The sequence below is a fragment of the Duganella sp. LjRoot269 genome, assembly GCF_964254095.1.
In the GTDB taxonomy this organism is placed as follows: Bacteria; Pseudomonadota; Gammaproteobacteria; order Burkholderiales; family Burkholderiaceae_D; genus Rugamonas; species Rugamonas hordei.
This window is the reverse complement of sequence record NZ_CAXUSL020000001.1, coordinates 6,406,197-6,421,899: the sequence shown is the minus strand read 5'-3', so window position 1 is coordinate 6,421,899 and position 15,703 is coordinate 6,406,197. Positions and strand designations below refer to the sequence as shown.

Here is a 15,703-nt window from a genome sequence, read left to right as displayed (position 1 = left end):
GTGGTGGTGCGGGTTGCAATCATCGGTCGCTTAAAAGTTGTCCCAGCGCCAGTTGAGCTGGATGGCATGGCTATTATATTGAAACAGGGAGATGTTTTCCTGATTTCTTACCGCGCGCCATTCCAGCTGCAGCGTCTGGTGGGCGCCGACCGGCATCTGCACGGCCGCGCGCAACTGCCGCGTGTCCTGGTGGCGGACGATGTCGATCAGGTCCGGCGAATACACGGCGCTGCTGCGCCAGGCCTGGCGCGTCCAGCCCAGCTCGCCCTTGAGGCTCCACGGCAGCGGCTGGGTCAGCTGCAGCGCGCCGTACCAGCCCAGCCGGTTGCCGCCCAGGCGGCCGTTCTGGCCCTGGTCCGACAGGCCGCTGAGCGAGAACGACACCTGCTGCGCGCCGCGCCAGTACAGGCTGGTGCCCAGCTCCAGCGTGTTGGAGTCGTACTTGGTGCGGGTCGGATAGCGCACGTGGCTAAGGCTGGCCAGCAGCGACCATTGCAGGTTCTCCGGCAGGGTCAACGGCGGCGTGGCGCGCAGCTGCAGCTGTTCCTGGCGCTGGTACAACTGCCGTTCCAGCTGCAGCGCGCTGAACGCGACCGTGCCATAACCGCGCCACGCGCCCCATTGCCACGGCCGCTCGTAGCCGAGCAGCAGCGAGGCCGAATCCTGCTCGTGCACATGGTCGTTCTGGCGCAGGCGCAGCTGCGTGATCAGCAGCGAGCCGGTCTCGTCCAACTGTTGCAGGTAGTCAACGCCGGCCGTGGTCACGTGGTCGGCCTTGGGCAGGTAGTCCGGGCCCAGGTCCCACTGGGTCAGGGTGCTGCCGCTGCCGGTGGCGAACTGGCTGTTGCTGGCGCCCTGGTTGATGTTGTTGTCATAGCCGCGCCCCAGCGACAGCGCCCACAGCGGGCGCCACGACGGCCGCGTGTTGCAGCCGCGCGCGCGGTGGTCGTCGATCAGTTGCTGGATCGCCGGCGGCGGCTTGAAGCGGGTTTCAATCTCGCGGAACAGGCGCTCGGCCTCGGCGCCGTGGCCCAGTGTGCACTGGCTGAACGCCAGGTCCAGCCAGGCGCCGGCGTGGCGCGGCTCGTTTTCCAGGAAGCGCAGCAGCAGGGCGTTGGCGCGCTCGGGCTGGTCGGCCGCCAGCGCCCGCATCGCCTCCAGATACAGTTCCTCCTGCTGCACCGGCGGGTAGGACGGTGGCGCGCCGCTGTCGGCCGCCGCCACGGCGATGTCGGCCTCCGGCGCCTGGGCCGCCGCCGGGGCGCTCCACAGCAGCGTCAGCAGCGCCAGCAGGGGCAGGGATGTCAGTGCGCGCATGGCGCGTCCTCGAGGGTGTACAGGTTAATCGGGTGCTCCTTGCCGCGCAACACGCGCTGGCCCAGTTGGCGGAAACGGTGGCGGCTGGCGCGGCTCACGGTTCCTTCGCCGATGATGATGTCGTAAGGGTAGTCGCGCGCCGCCTGTTCCAGCCGCGAGGCCGTGTTGACGCTGTCGCCCACCGCAGTATAGATGCTGCGCATGGCGGTGCCAAAGTCGCCCGCCATCGCCAGCCCGCTTTCGACGCCGATGCGCACCCGCAGCGGCGCCAGGCCGTCGGCCGCGCGGCGGGTGTTGAGCTCGCGCACGGCCCGCAGCATGGCGCCGGCCGCGTCCAGCGCCAGGTTGGCGTGGTCGGGATTGGGCAGCGGCGCGCCCCAGAACGCCACCATGCCGTCGCCGGTGTATTTGTCCAGCGTGCCGCGCAGCGCCAGCACCGGGCGCGTCAGGCAGTCGAGGAAGTCGGTGGTCAGGCGCGCGGCCTCCTCGACCGGCAGCGCCTCGACGTGGGTGGTGTAGCCCTCCATGTCGGCGATCAGCGTGGTCACCTGCAGCTGGCGCGGCGCCAGCGGATCCTCGAGGTTGCTGCGCAGCAGCTCGTCGACGACGTCGCCGGCCACGTACTGGCGCAGCGTGTCGAGCAGGCGGCGCGAGCGCGTCTGCGCCAGTTGCCAGTGGAACGGCACGGCCACCAGCAGCAGGAACAGGTTCGACAGCAGCGGCCCGGACGGACCGAAGGCGCCGTCGTGCGGCGCGATGACATAGGCCAGCGGCAGCCACAGCGCCGAGCTGGCGAGCAGCAGCGTGATATTGGCGGCGGCGGTGCGGCGCGGCAGCGTGTAGGTGGCCAGCGCCGTCGCGGCCAGGCAGAACAGCAGCGCGATCAGGCTGCCGGGCCATGGCGCCGGCGCCAGGCCGGCCTGGCTGTCGAGCAGGCCGGTCAGCATGGAGGCGTGCACCATCAGCCCGGCGCTAAGCGCGCCCAGCGGCGTGGCGACGCGGTCGCCGATGCTCAGCGCGGACGAACCGATCAGCACCAGCCGGCCCTGGATGAATTCGGGCGGCACGCGCTGGTCCAGCAGGTCGGCGGCCTTGGCCACGGTATAGGCCTCCCAGGAGCGCGCGTACGGGATGCGGACCCAGCCGGAGGCGGTTTCGGCCAGCGGGCGGCCGCCGGCGCAGCAGTCCAGCAGCGCGCGCGACAGCGTCGGGTAGCTGCGGCCGTTGAAGACGGTGCGCATCGGCACCTGGCGCAGCACGCCGTCGGTGTCCGGGGCGACGCCGATGTTGCCGAAGTGAGCCGCCTGCGCCAGGCCGCCGTGGTTGGCGATGTAGCCGTAGGCGGGCACGGCGCCGGGGGCTGCGCCGGGCGCGCCGCCGGCCAGCACGCCGCTGTGCAGCGGATCCTCGCGCTGGCCGAAGTCGAACAGCTGCGCCACCACCAGCGGCGCATGCTGCGACAGCATGGCCATGCGCGCGTCGCCGGCCGCATCGGCCGGCTTTTCCTGCAGGATGTCGAGCGCCACGCCGCGGGCGCCGTCGGCCAGCAGCGCCTCCACCATTTCCGCCATGCGGGTGCGCGGCCACGGCCAGGGATAGCGTTCCAGGCTGGTTTCGTCGATGTCCACCAGCAGCACGCGCTGTTCCGGCTGCGCCGTCGCGTGCAGCACCGTGTAGCGGTCGCGCAACCAATTATCGAGCCGCTGCGCCGCACTGCCGTGGTCCCACTGGACCCAGGCGGTGATCAGCAGTGCGGCAATGGCGATGCAACCGCGTGCGACGGAGGTGGATGGAAACGGAATGCGCAAAATAACGGCTGATCCAGGTGGGTGTGGCGGCTCACAGACCGCACAAAATAAAGTGATTGCTAAGGTAGAATAGTCGCCCAGTATAACGGCTTGTGCTTGGAAGGAATAGTGCGTATTGGTATTTTTGCATCGCTTTCAGCGGTCACGGCCACAACTGTCGCGGCGTCGTCCGGTCAATTGTATCCAAATGAAAGAATGTGACCCGAGTCACATACTTTCATCGAGGATAGCGGACAATGTAGGCTGAGGGAGATACTTATTATGCGCAATCAATTTCACACCATGTTAGCGGCCATGCTGCTGGGGCTGGGGATGCTGGCATCGGCCGCCCACGCCGGCGAGGCCGGGAAGCTCGTGTTCGTCACTGGCCAGGTCAGTGTCGCCGCGCGTCCCGCCGTGCTCGACGCCGCCGTGCAAGAGGGTGACGAATTGACCACCGGCGCCGATGGCTATGTTTATGTCAAGACGGTCGACCAGGGTTTCCTGGTGTTGCGGCCGAACAGCAAGGCGCGCATCGTCGCCTACCATATAGATACACAAAATCCGGCCAACACCCGCGTCAAGCTGGAGTTGCTGAGCGGCGTAGCGCGCAGCATTTCCGGCGTCGGCGTCAAGCAGGCGCGGCAGAACTTCCGCTTCAACACGCCGGTCGCCGCGATCGGCGTGCGCGGCACCGACTTCGTCGTCTATACCGACCAGCAGACTTCGCGCGTGACGGTGATCTCGGGCGGCGTGGTGGTCAGCGGCTTTGCCGGCGGCTGCGGCCCCGAAGGCGGCGGCCCCTGCGAGGGCGGCGCCAGCCGCGAACTGTTCGCCGGCCAGGCCGGGCTGATGCTGCAGGTGCAGCGCGGCCAGACCAGCCCGCAATTGCTGCGCAGTCCGGTGATGTCGCCGGCCGACCAGGGCGCGCCGGCGCGTCCGGATGAGCCGGTTGGCAAGGTTGGCGCCAGCAATCCGGGCACCGATGTCAATCTCGACGCGCAGAAGTCCGGCAATGCGCTGACCAGCGGCAAGCAGATCACCCAGACCACCAACCCTGGTGGTGGCGGTGCGCTGGTGCCGCCGCAGGTGGACCAGAAACCTGATGCGGATCCGCCGGTGGTGACACCGCCGCCGGTGGTGGTGGTGCCGCCTACGCCGCCGGTGCTGCCGCCGGTCACCGTGCGCGGGCCGGAGGAAGTGATCTGGGGGCGCTACCAGGCGATTGCCGGCGGTCCTGCGGATGCCGAGGTACAGGCCAAGCTGGGCGGTGGCACCTACGCCGCGCAGGAATTCCTGGGCGCGTATCAGATCGCCCGCCTGAAAACGACCGCGTATGTGGCGCCGCGGGAAGGCACGGCTTCGTTCGTGCTGGCCGGTAGCGATGCGGTGCTCCAGCGCACCGGCCGCGATGCGGTGCAGGCGGCGGTGGAGGATGCGCATCTGGATGTCGATTTCGGTACGCGGACCTTCAAGACCGGATTGACCGTCGTCGGCGACGAGTTGCGGGTACCGGTGAATATTAATGGCAATATCACCAAAGCGGGCGAGCTGGTGAATACCACCTTATTGACCGATTCCAAGATCAAAGGTTATCTGGGCGGAGCCAATGTGGAAGAAGCTGCCTATTTGTTCCAAGTTAAATCCAGCACGGTGACGGTGAACGGCGCCACCAAATGGAGCCGCTGATATCCGCTGGCATTGGCCAGCGCGCGCCCTGAAACGGCTCCGGCGCTGTAATTCGAACTAAGAAGGCGGGTAATGTTGCAACAGCGGCATTACCCGTTTTTGTGTATACCCGGCACCTGTGATATAAAGGCGGCCGGATGGGGCTGATAGCGCAATGTTAATGTGATTATTTGTGTATATTTATGCGGATTGCATAAATATGCGGCAAATAATTTACAACTAGTTGCAAAGTCGGAAGAAAAACATTTGATTTGTGATGCCCGTCACAACAATTGTCCCTTGGTATGGCAATATACTCCCACCTTCTGCAAAAAGGGTTCAGTGTCATACGGCGCTGTATGCTCTGAACTGCGGAATTTCTGGTTTAAACCAAACTTTTTAAGGAACTATCATCATGGCGGCAACTGATTACGCAGCAGTAGTACAACAACTGTACATTTCCTACTTTGGTCGTCCTGCTGACACCTATGGCCTGCAGAGCTTCGAAGCTCAACTGGCTGCGGCTGACACTGACGGCACGCTGGTCACCACCGATGCGTTGAACGCCTACGTTCAAGCTAACCCGACCTCGGCAGTCGCCAAACTGGTCTCCAGCTTCAACACCGCGCCTGAATCGGTGGCCCTGTACGGCTCCGGCACCGACATCCTGTCGATCTCCAAGTTCGTCAACGCGATCTACAACAACGTGCTGCACCGCGATGCCGACACCGACGGCGGTACCTTCTGGATCAACGAAATCGTTGCCGGCCGTCTGAGCAAGGCTAACGCCGCGCTGGCCATCACCCAAGGCGCGCTGGCCAACACCAGCGCCCAAGGCGTGATCGACGCAGCCCTTGTCACCAAGACCGCCGCTGCTGCCGCTGACTTCACCACCTCGCTGGACACGATCCCTAAGATCAACTCCTACGCTGGCGACGCCGCAGCAGCCGCTGCCCGTGACCTGCTGAAGCAAGTGGATTCGACCACCGACCTGACCGCTTTCCACGCCACCATCGTTAGCTCGATCACCGCTCTGATCCCTCACCCAGTTGTGAACACCCAGCTGACCGCTGGCGTGGACGTACTGACGGGTTCGACCGGCGACGACGTGTTCTTCGGCGCTAACACCGCTTCGGCCACCACCACCACCTGGAGCGGCCTGGATAAGATCGACGGCGGCGCTGGCAACAACACCCTGACCCTGACCGACACCAACGGCGGCATCGATCTGTCCCTGGGTACCGTCACCAACATCCAGACCCTGAACGTGCAATCGACCGGTGCCCTGGCTTCGAACGCTGCTGACGTGTCCGGCTTCACCGGCCTGACCGCAGCAACCTTCCTGCTGAAGTCGGCAGCTGTACAGACCATCACCGCTGGTGATGCTACCGCAGTGACCGTGTCGAACACCGCTGGCGCTACCGTGGTTGGTGGTGCATCGATCAACGTCACCTCGACCGGCTCGACCGCTGCCGCTGCGACCTCGACCGCCGCTGCTGCTCAAGCTGCCGCGACCGCTGCTCTGCAAACCGCTGTTGCCGCTGCTGCCGATGCTACTGCTGTTGGCGTGCTGACCACTGCTGCAGTGACCGCAGGCACCCTGACCGCCGCTCAGAAAACCACCATCGATACCGCTGCTGGTACCTCGGTCGCTGCTGCTGCCACCGCAACTGGCACCATCGCTACTGCTGACGCTACCACGGCCGCTACCGCTGCCGCTACCCTGCTGACCTTCAACGTCGGCGCAACCTCGAACAGCGCGCTGGCTAGCGCAACGATCAAAGGCGGTAACACTGTTACCCTCAGCGATGGTGGCAACAGCACTCTGAAATCGGTAACGCTGGATGGCAATGCTGGCGCCGCTACCCTGACCGGCAAACTGCTGACCTCGGTATCCGTGGCTAACACCGCGCAAAGCGTAACCATCAACAACAGCACCACGGCTCATGCTGAAACCATCACCCTGAACAAGGTGACTGGCGGCACGATCACCGACGCAGCTGCTAAAACCCTGACCGTGACTTCGACCGGCTCGTCGTCGTCGGGCGTGACTATCTCGGCTGCTGCTGCAACCGCCGTCACCCTCGCTGGCGACAAGGCTCTGAGCGCTACCCTGACCGCTGGTCTGGCAACCGCTGTTACCCTGACCGGCGCTGGTGGCTTCACCGGCACCTTCGCTGGTGTTGACGCTGCTGCCGTGATTACCGCAACCGCATCGACCGGCGCAAACAAAGTGACCGTTGGCGCTGGCCAATCGTACCTGGGTGGTTCCGGTGTTGACACCGTCACCATCGCTGCAGCTCCTACCGCAGCCATCAGCGGCGGCGCCGGCACCGCTGACGTTCTGGTTGCCAACATCGCTGCTGACTTCAGCGCTTCGGGCAACACCAAGATCTCGGGCTTCGAAACCCTGGGTCTGGGCACCCTGGCTGATGCACACCTGTACGACGCAACCGGCTTCACCCACCTGCAAGTGGCTAACGCCATCGCCGGTGCCGCTACCTTCAACAACGTAGCCGCTGGTACCGACCTGGCGTTCTCCGCTGCTGCTGGTCAAGTTGTGACCTACGCACTGGCCAGCACCGTTGGCACCACCGACGTGCTGAACGTTTCGCTGAAAGGTTCGACCACCGCTGCTGCTACCAACTCGCTGGCTGCCGCTGGTATCGAAACCGTCAACATCACCACCAACGACAGCAACTCCACCGCAGGCCACACCGCCTTCGCTGGTCAGCTGACCCTGGCTGATTCCGCTGTGACCACCATCAAAGTGACTGGCACCATGGGCCTGACCCTGGTTGACACCGCCGACGTGGCAATCACCTCGGTTGATGCATCCGGCGTTAGCGCTGGCGGCTTCATCTGGACCACCGGCGCCCTGACCGCAACCAGCGCTGCTGTAACGATCAAGGGTAGCGCTGCTGGTGGCGACACCATCAACGCCGCTGCTGTTATCGGCAAAGGTGTGACCATCACCGAAGTCGCTGGTACCAACACCATCACCGGTTCGTCGACCATCGCTAGCACCCTGACCGGTGGTACCGGTGCTGACACCATCCACGGCGGTGCTGGTAAAGACACCATCGTTGGTGGTGGCGGTGCCGACGTTATCAACGGCGGCGTTGGCGCTGACCTGATCACCGTATCGGGCAACACTGCCAAGATCGTTCAAGCCAACGGCGATTCCGGCGTGAACACCTCGACCACGATCCAAACCGCTGAGCTGACCTCGACCTTCGACGTCATCAAAGGTCTGGTTGCTGGCGACAAGATCGATCTGGGCAATGCCAACATCATCACCGGCACCACCACCCTGGCAGGTACCAACCTGGCAGCTGGCGCCGACAACACCGCGGTGTTCTCGGCTGGTACGTACGATGCGGCTAACGGTGTGTTCACCTACGGTGCCGCTGGTACCGACACCGCCCTGACCTACGATGCTGACTCGACCGGTGGTACCCACTTCGAGACCATCATCCTGGTTGGCTACCACGCAACCACCGCTGCAACCACCGTTGCAACCGGCGTGTTCACCCTGTAATTAATATTCCTCGCGGAATAGCATTACTCTGAAAGGCCGGGCGCAAGCCCGGCCTTTTTTCATCGGCAGCGCGTTCGCGCCGCCTGTAAAAATTATCAATACAACTATTGATTAATTTTCTTCCTTGCCGTCTGTTTTTAAAAAACACGATAAATGTGTAGCAAAATGTGATTTGCATCACATTTTGGCGCGCAGTTGATCTATAATCTCTCGCCTAACATAAATATTGCAGTGTCTTGCGCCGAGCTCGGCTCTGACCTGCCACGTCACCGCTGCAGCTGTTGTGATCACCTGCCTGCCGCTGTACATTGCTACATACACTGGACTGTACCAAGCACTTACATGAAAAAACTCCTCACTCCCAAGAATGAAATTCAGCAGGTATTGTCTGATTTTCGGGGCACGTTCTATACGGTCGGCACCTTCAGCGCGATCACCAATTTGCTGATGCTGGCGCCGTCACTGTATATGCTGCAGGTCTACGACCGCGTGCTGAACAGCCGCAACGAGATTACGTTGCTGATGCTGACGCTGCTGATGCTGGGCGCCTATCTGGCGATGAGCGCACTCGAACTGATACGCAGCTTCGTGCTGGTGCGCGTCGGCGCACGTTTCGACATGCAGCTCAACAAGCGCATTTACACGGCCGCCTTCGAGCAAAACCTGAAGCGCGCCGGCGGCAACGCCGGCCAGGCGCTGCAGGATTTGACCAATATCCGCCAGTTCCTGACCGGCAATGCGTTGTTCGCCTTCTTCGACGCGCCATGGTTCCCGGTCTACCTGATCGTGATCTTCTTCTTCGAGCCGTCACTGGGTGTGTTCGCGCTGTGCGGCACCGTCATCCTGGTGATCCTGGCGTACGTGAATGAAAAGGTGTCGCACAAGCCGCTGGCCGAAGCCAACAGCATGTCGATCGCCGCCAACACCTTGGCCACGAATAATCTGCGCAACGCCGAGGTAATCGAATCGATGGGCATGCTGCCCAACCTGATGTCGCGCTGGTTCAAACTGCACGGCAAGTTCTTGACGCTGCAAGCCGAAGCGAGCGAAAAGTCGGGCAAGGTCAACGCCGTGACCAAGTTCGTGCAAGTATCGCTGCAGTCGCTGGTGCTGGGCTTCGGCGCGCTGCTGGTGATCGAAGGAAAAATCACCTCGGGCATGATGATTGCCGCGTCGATCCTGATGGGCCGCGCTCTGGCGCCGGTGCAGCAGGTGATCGGCGTATGGAAATCATGGAGCAGCACCCGCAGCGCCTATGAGCGCCTTACCGCTCTGCTGGAAACCAATCCGGCGCGGCCGGCCGGCATGCAGTTGCCGAAACCGGAAGGCCGTATCACTGTCGAAGGCGTATCCGCCGCGCCGCCCGGCGCCAACCTGCCGGTGCTCAAGGGCGTCAATTTCGCCATCGCACCGGGCGATGCGCTGGGCGTGATCGGCCCCAGCGGTTCCGGCAAGTCGACGCTTGCGCGCCTGCTGGTGGGCGTATGGCCGGCGATGATGGGCAAGGTGCGGTTGGATGGCGCCGACATCTTCCAATGGAACAAGGGTGAATTGGGTCCATACATCGGCTACCTGCCGCAGGATATCGAATTGTTCGCCGGCACCGTCAGCGAAAACATCGCCCGCTTCGGCGAGATCGATGCGGACAAAGTGGTACAGGCGGCGCAGCGCGCCGGCGTTCACGATCTGATCCTGCATCTGCCACAGGGCTACGATACCAGGCTCGGCGATGGCGGTGCCGGCCTGTCCGGCGGCCAGCGCCAGCGTCTGGGCCTGGCCCGCGCGATGTACGGCGATCCGTCGATCATCGTGCTTGACGAACCGAACTCCAATCTGGACGAAGTCGGCGAACAGGCCCTGGTCAACGCGATCCAGGATTTGCGTCAGCGCGGCAAGACCATCGTATTGATCACCCACCGGACTAGCGTCATCAGCATCACCAACAAGCTGCTGTTGCTGCGCGACGGCGTGGCGGAAATGTTTGGCCCGACCAATCTGGTGCTGGCCAAACTGCAGGAAAACACGCAAAAGGCCTTGCAGGCGCAGCAGCAAGCGCAAGCGCAGCAGCAAGCCCAGGCACAACAAGCACAGGCACAGCAGGCCCCGACTCCACAAGAACAGGAGTTGGACGCGCAGCGCAAGGCACAGACCGACGCGCAGCTGGCACAAGTACATGCGGCCCAGGCGGCCGAGGAGCGCGCGGCCCAGGCCGCCGTCGAAGCTAAGGAACAGGAATAAATCATGCGGAACTTACTTACCAACAGCAAGACTGACGTTGCGGAAGTCATCAGCCACGACGTCACTCCGCTGACCGTCAATACGGATGCGGGTGCGTATAGCAAGCTGGGTTGGCTGATCGTGCTGCTGGGCGTCGGCGGCTTTCTGTTGTGGGCCATCTTCGCGCCGCTGGACAAGGGGGTGCCTGTCAGCGGTACGGTGGCACGTGAATCGAATCGCAAGACGATTCAATACCTGAACGGTGGCACCATTGAGCAAATCCTGGTCAAGGATGGCGACGTGGTCAAGGCTGGCCAGGTGCTGGTGCGGATGAACGATGTCCAGGCGCGCGCGCAAGTCGACATCTCGCAGAGCCAGTATCTGACAGCGCGCGCGATGGAAGCGCGCCTGCTGGCCGAGCGTGCCGGCAGCAAGAGCGTCGCTTATCCTGAAGAGTTGAAGGCCCAGCGTACCGACCCGCAGACGGCGCAGGCCATGATGCAGCAGGATCAGTTGCTGATCACGCGCCAGATGGCGTTGCAGAACGAATTGTCGGCCTTCGATGAAAACATCGCGGGTCTGAAAAGCCAGCTCAGTGGCCTGACGGCTTCGCGCGATAGTAAGAAAGAACAGCTGGTGATCCTGAAGGAACAGCTTGAAGGTTTGCGTGACTTGGCCAAGGACGGCTATGTCGCCCGCAGCCGCCTGCTGGATCTGGAGCGCACCAATGTACAGCTGAGCGGCGCCGTATCTGAAGACATAGGCAATATTGGACGCACCCAGCGCCAGATCGCGGAAATCACCTTGCGCCGTGCCCAGCGTGCACAGGAATACCAGAAGGAAGTCAGTTCGCAGCTGGCGGAAATCCAGCGCGACCGTGAAGTTACCGAAAGCAAGTTGCGCGCGCAAAAATACGATCTAGGCAACGTTGAGCTCAAGGCCCCGGTCGATGGGGTGGTCGTCGGCCTGAACGTCTTCACCAAGGGGGGCGTGGTGCAGTCGGGCTTCCACATGATGGATATCGTGCCGACCGACGACGCCTTGATCGTCGAAGCGCAACTGGCGGTCAATCTGATCGACAAGGTGCGTGTCGGCATGCCGGTGGAGTTGATCTTCTCGGCCTTTAACGCCAACAAGACGCCGCATATTCCGGGCACGCTGATCCAGGTATCGGCCGACCGTGCAGTGGAAGAGCGCACCGGACAGCCTTACTACAAGATTCGGGCGCGCGTCACGCCGGAAGGCAGCAAGCTGATCGCCGCCAAGAAGCTAGACATCCAGGCCGGTATGCCGGTGGAGATGTTCGTCAAGACCGGCGAGCGCAGCATGATGAGCTACCTGCTGAAGCCGGTCTTCGACCGCTCCAAATCGTCGATGGCGGAGGACTGATCGTGGCCCCTATGCTGAAAGTACGTCCGCGTCTGTTGGCTGGTGTGATCGCCGTCGGTGCGGCGCTGTCGTTGTACAGCCAGGGCGCGCTTGCGCTGGGCTTGATGCAGGCCTACGAGATGGCCTTGAAAAACGATCCGACCTACCGTGCGGCGTACTACTCCAACGAAGGCGGCAAGGAAAACCGCAAGCTGGGCCTGTCCAATCTGTTGCCAAATATTTCCGGTAACTGGAGCGGCAGCCAGAACCGGACCACGTTGACCGAAGCGGGCAAGGATTTTCCGCGCGACTATATTTCGCGTTCGGCGACGATATCAGTACGGCAGTCGTTGTTCAACCTGGATGGCTGGGCGCGTTACAAACAGGGCGTCGCGCAGAGCAACTACGCGCAGTCGCAGTTCGACAGCCAGAAGCAGGAAGTGATTTTCCGCGTCGTCAATGCCTATCTGGACGTGCTGTACAAGCGTGATCTGCTGGCCTTGGCCAAGGTCGAGCACGACATGTATGTCGAGCAGCGTAAAGTCAATGACCGCATGTTCGACAAAGGTGAGGGTACCAAGACCGACATGCTGGAAACCCAGGCGCGGCTGGACGTCTCCGAGGCCCAGGTATTGGAGTCGGAGGACAATCTGACGACGTCACGCGAGACCTTGGCCACGATCATCGGCGGCGAAGTCGGAGAGGTCGACGAGTTGTCGCCTGATTTCCGGATTCGCCCGGATGACGGCCAACCTTTCGAATATTGGAAGAAGGTCGCCATCGAGACCAATCCGGACATCAAGACGCTGACCTACGGCGTGGAAATCGCCTCGCAGGAAGTGAACAAGGCGCGTGCCGGCCATATGCCGCGTGTGGACTTTGTTGGCACCTATGGCAAAACGGCATCCGATTCGATCAACACCTTTGACCAGGACCAGATCATCCGCAGCGTTGGCATCCAGGTCAATATCCCGCTGTATTCCGGCGGCCAGGTCAATGCGCAGTCGCGCCAGGCGGTGGCCAGTCGCGAAAAGGCCAAGGCTGACCTGCAAGCCCAGACCGACAAGATCGTGCTGGAATTGCGCAAGGACTACAGCGTAATGTTGAGCAGCGTGAAGCGCGTCGATGCGTTGCTGAAGTCGGTGGCCTCGTCGGAGACGCTGATCAAGGCGACCGAGCAAAGCATCAAGGGTGGCGTGCGCATCAACCTCGATGCGCTCAACGCCAAGCAGCAGTTGTACACCGCCAAGCGCGATCTGGCGCAGGCACGTTATAACTATTTGCTGACGTCGCTGCGCATGCGTGCATCGGTGGGCACGCTGAATGTGGATGACGTGCGCGAAATGGCGGCGTATTTCCGCTGATTGCGGTTGGCGAAAGGAATTATGGACGACGAAATCGAAGTCACCGTGGACGGCGTCACCTTCAAGCTCAGCGAGCTGAGCGAGGAGGCCAAGGAGCAGGTCGGCAACCTGCAATTCGTCGATGCGCAGATGAGCGAGCTGAACGCCAAGCTGGCGGTGTACCAGACCGCCCGCAACGCCTACCAGGCGGCGCTGCAGCAACTGGTGCCGCGCACCACGCAATAAACCTCAATCCGCCTTGAGCTGCTCCGGGCCGCGCGCCAGGAACAGCTCCAGCTCGGCCGGCGTGCCCAGCACGTGCACGCTGTCCGGCGCCAGGTCGCTGATCGAGATCTTGCCGCCGTCGCGCAGCAGCTGGCGGTACAGCGGCGCGATGTAGCGTTCACCCCGCACCAGGTTGGCCGGATCGGCGAAGAAGCGTTCGTAGGCATCGGCATAGCCGGCGCCGTCGGCGAACCAGTACAGGCCGATCGACGCATACTCCGAAATCCGCTGCTTCTCCGCCAGGTCCACGGCCCAGCCGTCGGCGCCCAGGCGCACGAAACTCCAGTGCTCGCCCGGCACCTGGAAGCACGGCACCCAGCCGTCCGATCCCTCCCGAATCTGCGACGGTTGCAGCGCCTGCGGCTCGACATAGGTATCGATGTTATAGACCAGCAGCGGCGCGTCCGCCAGCCACAGCGCGCGCGACAGGTAGGCGCTGGTGGCCTGGCCGTCGGTCAGCTCGTCCAGCTCGAGGATGCGGATGTCGGCGATGCCCAGCGCGGCGCAGCGCGCCCGCACGTACGGCGCTGAATCGTTCTCTTTCAGGCAGACGAAAATCGCCCGGCTGCCGGCCGTCAGGAAGTGCTGCAGCGAGCGCATTGACCAGTCGAACAGGCTGGCGCCGTGCGCCATGATTTCGTATTTCGGCATGGTGTAGCCGGCCGCCGTGAAGCGCGAGCCGCGTCCGGCCATGGTGATGACGATGTTTTGCTTCATTGATTTTCCACCAGATCCAGTATGGCGTCGGCCTTCAGCAGGAAGGCCATGACCTTGTTCGGCACGTCCAGGTGCAGCGGCAGCATCGACAGAAACAGCGAGGCCTCGCCCAGCCGCACGATGCGCTCGTCGTGCCCGGCCGCCTTCAGCTGGCGCTGGAACACCGGCTTCAGCGACGCGTGGTTGCTGTGCTCCAGGTGCAGCTGCAGCGCGTTGCCGTCGTCGAAGCCGATGCGGTACAGGTTGTTATTGATGAAGTCGTAGTCGCCCAGCGCGCTGTGCGACAGCTTGCAGATGTCGTACAGCGGATGGGTCCACAGCGCCTCCTCGCTGACGGCGCCGCGCGGATCGATCAGCCGCAGCAGGTAGCGCTGCTGGTCGTACAGCACGTTCGAGAAGCACGGGTCGCCATGGCCGATCGCCATGTGGTCGAAGGCGAAGCTTTTCTCGTGGCGCTGGTACAGCCGGCGGAAGCGTTCGACCTGCGCCGCCAGCGCCAGGTGGGGCGAGGCGCTGGCGGCCAGCGCGTCGATGCGGCGGCCGGCGTCGGCGGCCAGGAATTGTTCGGCGCGCTGCTCCAGCTTGGTGACGAACAGCGCGCGCGCGGCGGCGGCCGATTCGGCCTTGCCGCAGGCGCGCCGCGGCCGCTCGGCCATGAAGAACAGCAGGCGCTCGACGAAGCTGTCGAAGGCGTCGGCGTCGAAGGCGCCGTGCACCCATTGCAGCGCGGCGTCGGCCAGGTAGTAGCGCAAGGTACGGTAGGAGGCGCGGCCGTCGCGCTCCTGGTAGTCGAACGGTTGCACCAGCCATGGCCGCATGGCTTCCGGCACCAGGCCGTAGAACGCGTATTCGGCCCGCATCTTGGCCACGTCGGCCGAGCTCTTGGTGTAGTAGTAGGCGTCCAGCTTGACCTGGTTGAAGTGGCGCGCGGCGGTGGCGCCGCTGATGAAGGACAGGAAGTCGCGCATGCGCGCCAGGTCCAGCGGCTGCACCGAGGCGATGCGCTGGCAGCCGTGCCACGCCAGTTCCCAGCGGTGCAGCGGCGCGGCGCTGAATTCCTGCCATTGCTCGACCAGGCGGTGGGCATTGCGCAGGAATACCAGCAGCGGCTGGTACAGGCGGTCGGTGAAGTCTTCCTCGGCATAGGGCAGGCGCTCGACCAGCTGCAGCAGCCGCTCGGCCTCGGCGAAGCCGGCGCGGCCGGCGATGACGCAGACGCCGCATTCTTCGCCGCTGGCTTCGAGCGCGGCGCGCAGCGCCGGCAGGTCGTCGGCGCCGCGCAGGTGGATCAGGCGGCTGGCGGCCCAGGCCGGCAGGCCGGCGCGGAAGTGGTCGACCAGGCGGCGGCGCTGGAACATGATGTCGCCGAAGCGGCGGGCGCCGACCACGCCGCGCACGTCGCCTGTGGCGATTTCGCGGTCGTCCAGTATCAGCAGTATGTTGTCGTGCAGGGTGGACAT

The 15,703-nt window shown here is 63.4% G+C and carries 10 protein-coding genes; 6 read left to right on the top strand and 4 right to left on the bottom strand.

Going from position 1 to position 15,703, the window contains the following annotated elements; all coding sequences use genetic code 11:
- Positions 1 to 30: 30 nt before the first annotated feature.
- On the bottom strand, positions 31 to 1,317 hold the full coding sequence (locus ACSQ3S_RS28720) for a tetratricopeptide repeat protein (RefSeq protein WP_436144510.1): 1,287 nt from the start codon (positions 1,315 to 1,317) through the stop codon (positions 31 to 33).
- Positions 1,305 to 3,125 carry a CHASE2 domain-containing protein gene (locus ACSQ3S_RS28715; RefSeq protein ID WP_436144509.1) on the bottom strand — a complete coding sequence of 607 codons (1,821 nt, stop codon included), beginning with the start codon at positions 3,123 to 3,125 and terminating at the stop codon, positions 1,305 to 1,307. The genes ACSQ3S_RS28720 and ACSQ3S_RS28715 overlap by 13 nt, the downstream gene beginning before the upstream one ends.
- A gap of 261 nt (positions 3,126 to 3,386) precedes the next feature.
- Between ACSQ3S_RS28715 and ACSQ3S_RS28710 the strand changes: the two genes are divergently transcribed.
- The 6 genes from ACSQ3S_RS28710 to ACSQ3S_RS28685 all read left to right on the top strand — a co-directional run bounded on the left by ACSQ3S_RS28710 (position 3,387) and on the right by ACSQ3S_RS28685 (position 13,487).
- The gene (locus ACSQ3S_RS28710; RefSeq protein WP_436144508.1) at positions 3,387 to 4,793 is read left to right on the top strand and encodes a FecR family protein; all 1,407 of its coding nucleotides are present in this window, start codon (positions 3,387 to 3,389) and stop codon (positions 4,791 to 4,793) included.
- 394 nt (positions 4,794 to 5,187) lie between these two features.
- The gene (locus tag ACSQ3S_RS28705) at positions 5,188 to 8,313 is read left to right on the top strand and encodes a beta strand repeat-containing protein (RefSeq protein ID WP_436144507.1); all 3,126 of its coding nucleotides are present in this window, start codon (positions 5,188 to 5,190) and stop codon (positions 8,311 to 8,313) included.
- Between the two features lie 342 nt (positions 8,314 to 8,655).
- Complete coding sequence (locus ACSQ3S_RS28700) at positions 8,656 to 10,551, top strand: type I secretion system permease/ATPase (RefSeq protein ID WP_353405077.1); 1,896 nt, start codon at positions 8,656 to 8,658, stop codon at positions 10,549 to 10,551.
- A gap of 3 nt (positions 10,552 to 10,554) precedes the next feature.
- Positions 10,555 to 11,919, top strand: coding sequence for an HlyD family type I secretion periplasmic adaptor subunit (locus tag ACSQ3S_RS28695; RefSeq protein WP_353405078.1), 1,365 nt, complete (start codon positions 10,555 to 10,557; stop codon positions 11,917 to 11,919).
- A gap of 11 nt (positions 11,920 to 11,930) precedes the next feature.
- Positions 11,931 to 13,262, top strand: coding sequence for a TolC family outer membrane protein (locus tag ACSQ3S_RS28690; protein WP_353405079.1), 1,332 nt, complete (start codon positions 11,931 to 11,933; stop codon positions 13,260 to 13,262).
- 21 nt (positions 13,263 to 13,283) lie between these two features.
- Complete coding sequence (locus ACSQ3S_RS28685; RefSeq protein ID WP_353405080.1) at positions 13,284 to 13,487, top strand: hypothetical protein; 204 nt, start codon at positions 13,284 to 13,286, stop codon at positions 13,485 to 13,487.
- 3 nt (positions 13,488 to 13,490) lie between these two features.
- Here the strand turns inward: ACSQ3S_RS28685 and ACSQ3S_RS28680 are convergent, their stop codons facing one another.
- Both ACSQ3S_RS28680 and ACSQ3S_RS28675 read right to left on the bottom strand, forming a co-directional pair.
- On the bottom strand, positions 13,491 to 14,243 hold the full coding sequence (locus ACSQ3S_RS28680; RefSeq protein ID WP_436144506.1) for a glycosyltransferase family 2 protein: 753 nt from the start codon (positions 14,241 to 14,243) through the stop codon (positions 13,491 to 13,493).
- The gene (locus ACSQ3S_RS28675; RefSeq protein WP_436144505.1) at positions 14,240 to 15,703 is read right to left on the bottom strand and encodes a hypothetical protein; all 1,464 of its coding nucleotides are present in this window, start codon (positions 15,701 to 15,703) and stop codon (positions 14,240 to 14,242) included. The genes ACSQ3S_RS28680 and ACSQ3S_RS28675 overlap by 4 nt, the downstream gene beginning before the upstream one ends.

Coding starts and splice junctions, on each gene's coding strand:
- ACSQ3S_RS28705 (WP_436144507.1), top strand. CDS start 5,188: ATGGCGGCAACTGATTACGCAGCAGTAGTACAACAACTGTACATTTCC.
- ACSQ3S_RS28685 (WP_353405080.1), top strand. CDS start 13,284: ATGGACGACGAAATCGAAGTCACCGTGGACGGCGTCACCTTCAAGCTC.
- ACSQ3S_RS28675 (WP_436144505.1), bottom strand. CDS start 15,703: ATGTCCACCCTGCACGACAACATACTGCTGATACTGGACGACCGCGAA.
- ACSQ3S_RS28700 (WP_353405077.1), top strand. CDS start 8,656: ATGAAAAAACTCCTCACTCCCAAGAATGAAATTCAGCAGGTATTGTCT.
- ACSQ3S_RS28695 (WP_353405078.1), top strand. CDS start 10,555: ATGCGGAACTTACTTACCAACAGCAAGACTGACGTTGCGGAAGTCATC.
- ACSQ3S_RS28720 (WP_436144510.1), bottom strand. CDS start 1,317: ATGCGCGCACTGACATCCCTGCCCCTGCTGGCGCTGCTGACGCTGCTG.
- ACSQ3S_RS28710 (WP_436144508.1), top strand. CDS start 3,387: ATGCGCAATCAATTTCACACCATGTTAGCGGCCATGCTGCTGGGGCTG.
- ACSQ3S_RS28690 (WP_353405079.1), top strand. CDS start 11,931: ATGCTGAAAGTACGTCCGCGTCTGTTGGCTGGTGTGATCGCCGTCGGT.
- ACSQ3S_RS28680 (WP_436144506.1), bottom strand. CDS start 14,243: ATGAAGCAAAACATCGTCATCACCATGGCCGGACGCGGCTCGCGCTTC.